Consider the following 3,450-nt stretch of genomic DNA (forward strand, 5'->3'; position numbering starts at 1 on the left):
TCGTGAGGCGCAGCATCACCTTCATCGAGTTCTCGAACTCCTCCATCGAGCGGACCGCGAGGAGGCCGCGCCGGACCATGTCGTCGAACAGCTCTTCGCCCCGCTTGGAGCGCAGGATGGTGATGGTCCAGTCCATGGCCGCCACGCCGCCGCACGAGATGTCGGCCAGCTCGCCGGTAAAGTCGCCGCAGTGGTGGCACTCGGGGCGGGCGTACTCCTGCGCGCGGTGGAGGTTCATCTCCACCAGCTCGCCGTTCGTCTTGTAGATCATCACCTTGCCCTTGACGTTGAACTTCTTCACCTCCGTGAGCGGGATGCCCATCTCGCCCTGGATCTTCTGCACCATGAGGCCCTCGTAGGTGAACACCTCGGTGCAGAGGAGGCCGATGGTGAAGCTCACGATGTCGCCGAAGCCCTTCAGGAACTTCGTCTGTCGCTCGATGTGCTTGGGCTTCTTGCGCCCGTTGTCGAGCCACGCGGTGTCGGCGACCTGGATCTTGCGCGTCGGCGTGATCTGGCAGGGCACGCCGACGAAGCAGACCTTCCCGAGCCCCTTCTGCTCCGCGTCGGCCAGGGCCAGGTTGTTCGGGCAGTAGGTGTACCAGGAGCTGGCGCTCGCGATCGCCTCGGCCACGGTGGTGACCACCTTGGGCCTGGGCGCGGCGGGCATGTTCTCGTCGGCGGCCGAGACGACGGCGCCGTCGAAGAGGCCCTCGCGCAGCCCGTGGCAGAGGATGGCGGTCACCACGCCGCCGTCCTGGCAGCGCGCGAGGATATCCGGATCCTTGCAGCGCGCGGCGACCACGCGCCGGTAGCGGCCGAAGGGCCCCTCGTACACGCCGGGCTCCATCGGGAGCACCTCGTCGCGCAGATCGAACTCGCGCAGCCCGAGGCGCGGGCACACCTGCGCACACACGTCGCAGCCGATGCCCTCGCTGATACCGCAGTGGTCGAAGGCGGCCGTCGCCTTGGCCACCTGCTTCGGCTTCCCGTCCACGTAGTCGATGACGTTGTGCGGGCAGACCAGCACGCAGGTGCCGCACTCGCAGCAGCTCCCGTAGGCGACGACCTCGTTCATCATCTGCTTGAAGCTCGGGTGCTCGATCATCGCGCGGATCACTATCCGCCGGCGTTTCGCGGTGTCAATTGCCGCCGTAAGATGTGGGCCGATGCTGTCCGACACCGAGCTGCGCGTGCTCCGCGCCGTCGCCGAGGCGCTGATTCCGCCCGGCGGTCCCTTTCCGCTCGGCGCGGGCGACGTCGGCACCGCGGAGCGCCTGGCGCGCTACCTCCAGGGCATGGCGCCCGAGACCGAGCGCCAGGTGCGTCTCCTGCTGCGCGCCTGGGAGGCCGCGCCGCTCGCCTCGCGCCATCTCCGCCGCTTCAGCCGCCTCGCGCCGGCGGCGCGGGAAGAGTGGGGCGAGCGCTGCCTCGCGAGCCGGCTCCCGTGGCGGCGGATCCCGCTCCTCCTCTTGAAGACGCTCTGCCTCTCCGCCTTCTGCGCCGACCCGCGCATCGAGCAGGCGCTCGGCTACGGGCACAGCTGTCTCGATGCGCGCGCGCCCGGCACGGGCCCGCGCCTGACGCCGCTCCAGTACCCGGAGGTGCGCGGCGACGTCGCGGAGGTCGCCGACGCGTGTGTGGTGGGCTCGGGCGCGGGCGGCGCCGTGGCGGCGTACGAGCTCGCGCGCGCCGGGCTCCGCGTCGTCGTCCTCGAGGAGGGCGGCTACTTCACGCAGGCCGACTTCACGGGCCCGCCCATGGAGCGCGTGCAGCGCTTCTACCGAAACGGCGGCGCGACCGTGGCCCTCGGCCGCCCGACGATCCCGCTGCCGCTCGGGAAGTGCGTGGGCGGGACGACGGTCGTCAACTCCGGCACCTGCTTCCGGACGCCGCAGCACGTGCTCGGGGAGTGGGCCAGCGCGCACGGGGTCGCCGACGCCGACCCGGCGACCATGGCGCCCTACTTCGACGAGGTGGAGCGCATGATCGGCGTGCGTCCCGTGCCGTGGGAGATCATCGGGCGGAACGCCGAGGTCTTCGACCGGGGGGCGCGCGCCCTCGGGCTCGAAGGCGAGCCCATCCGCCGCAACATCGTCGGCTGCCGCGGCTGCGGCGAGTGCGCCTTCGGCTGCCCGAGCGACGCGAAGCAGGCGATGCACCTGACCTACCTGCCGGCCGCGTGCACGGCGGGGGCGCGGCTCTATGCCCGTTGCCGGGTGGAGCGGGTCTCGCTCGAGAGCGGCCGCACCGCCGGCGTCGAGGCGGTGCTCCTCGAGCGCGACGGCGACGCCGTCCGGGGCCGGCTCCGCGTGCGCGCGCCGCTGGTCGTGGTCGCCGCGGGCGCGATCCACACGCCGGGGCTCCTCGCCCGAAGCGGCGTGCGCCACCCGGCCCTCGGCCGCAACCTCCGCATCCACCCCGCCGTCGGCGTGACCAGCTACTTCGCGGAGGAGCTCCGCGCCTGGCGCGGGACGCTCCAGTCCTACTTCGTCGATCGGCTCCTGGACTCGCACGGCGTCATGATCGAGGTGACGAACCCGGTGCCGGGGGTGAACGCCGCGGCGCTGCCGGGCGTCGGCATGGCGCTCAAGGAAGGCCTCGCGCGCTTCCGCCACGCGGCCTCGGCCGGGCTCTTCGTGTCCGACACCGGGAGCGGGCGCGTGCGGCGCTTCCCGGGCGGGCGCGAGCCGCTCGTGACTTACCGGCTGGCCCCGGCGGACGCGCGCGCGCTCTGCGAGGGGATCGCGCTGGTGGCCGAGATCTTCTTTGCCGCGGGGGCGGAGAGCGTCTACACGGGAGTCGCCGGGCTGCCCGAGATCCGCCACCCGCGCGAGGCGGCCGTGCTGCGCGAGGGCCGCTTCGGCCCCGCGGCGCTCCAGCCCACGGGCTTCCATCCGATGGGCACCGCGCGCATGGGCGGCGATCCCGCCCGGAGCGTCACCGACAGCTGGGGCGCGGTGCGCGCCGCACGGGGCCTCCACGTCGCCGACGCGAGCCTCTTCCCGACCTGCGTCGGCGTCAATCCGCAGGTCTCGATCATGGCGTTCGCGGCGCGGATCGCGCGGCGGCTCGCTCGGTGAGCTGCACGTTTCCCTTGCGCAGCGCTCCCGTGGCATATGGGCGCCGTGCGAACCGTCCTGGTCTTCGTGCTGGTGGGCGCGGTCCTCGGCGCCGTGGCCGCCTCGTTCATCGTCCCGCCGGTCCTCAGCTGGTACAACGAGCCCGGCGCGGTCGCGCCCGGGAGGCAGGTCGAGACGATCTGCAACCTCCCCGAGATGATCCGCTACACCTCCTCCAGGCTGCTGCGCGGGCAGCTCATCGGCGCGGCGCTCGGCGCCCTCCTCTTCCTCTACCCCGGCATCGCGGCCGCGCGCCGGCGTGGAGCGATCGCCCCGCAGACGCCCGCCTGAGCGTACCGCGCCGGCACGACCGCCCCGTGCGCCCGCC

At 72.9% G+C, this 3,450-nt stretch carries 2 protein-coding genes and 1 pseudogene; 1 reads left to right on the forward strand and 2 read right to left on the reverse strand.

What is annotated here, in order from left to right; translation table 11 throughout:
- On the reverse strand, positions 1-1,108 hold a 1,108-nt coding region (locus E6J59_15595; protein ID TMB17746.1), incomplete at its 3' end, for a hypothetical protein.
- Positions 1,109-1,169: 61 nt separating this feature from the next.
- On the opposite strand from E6J59_15595, the gene E6J59_15600 reads away from it, so the two are divergent.
- Positions 1,170-3,083: an FAD-binding protein gene (locus E6J59_15600; GenBank protein ID TMB17747.1), complete on the forward strand. Its 1,914-nt coding sequence runs from the start codon at positions 1,170-1,172 to the stop codon at positions 3,081-3,083.
- On the opposite strand, the pseudogene E6J59_15605 reads toward E6J59_15600, so the two are convergent.
- Positions 3,059-3,262 (reverse strand): annotated as a pseudogene (locus E6J59_15605) (hypothetical protein). The gene E6J59_15600 and the pseudogene E6J59_15605 sit on opposite strands and share 25 nt — an antisense overlap.
- Between the last annotated feature and the right edge of the window lie 188 nt (positions 3,263-3,450).

The sequence above is a fragment of the Deltaproteobacteria bacterium genome, from assembly GCA_005879795.1.
Classification (GTDB): Bacteria; Desulfobacterota; Binatia; order DP-6; family DP-6; genus DP-6.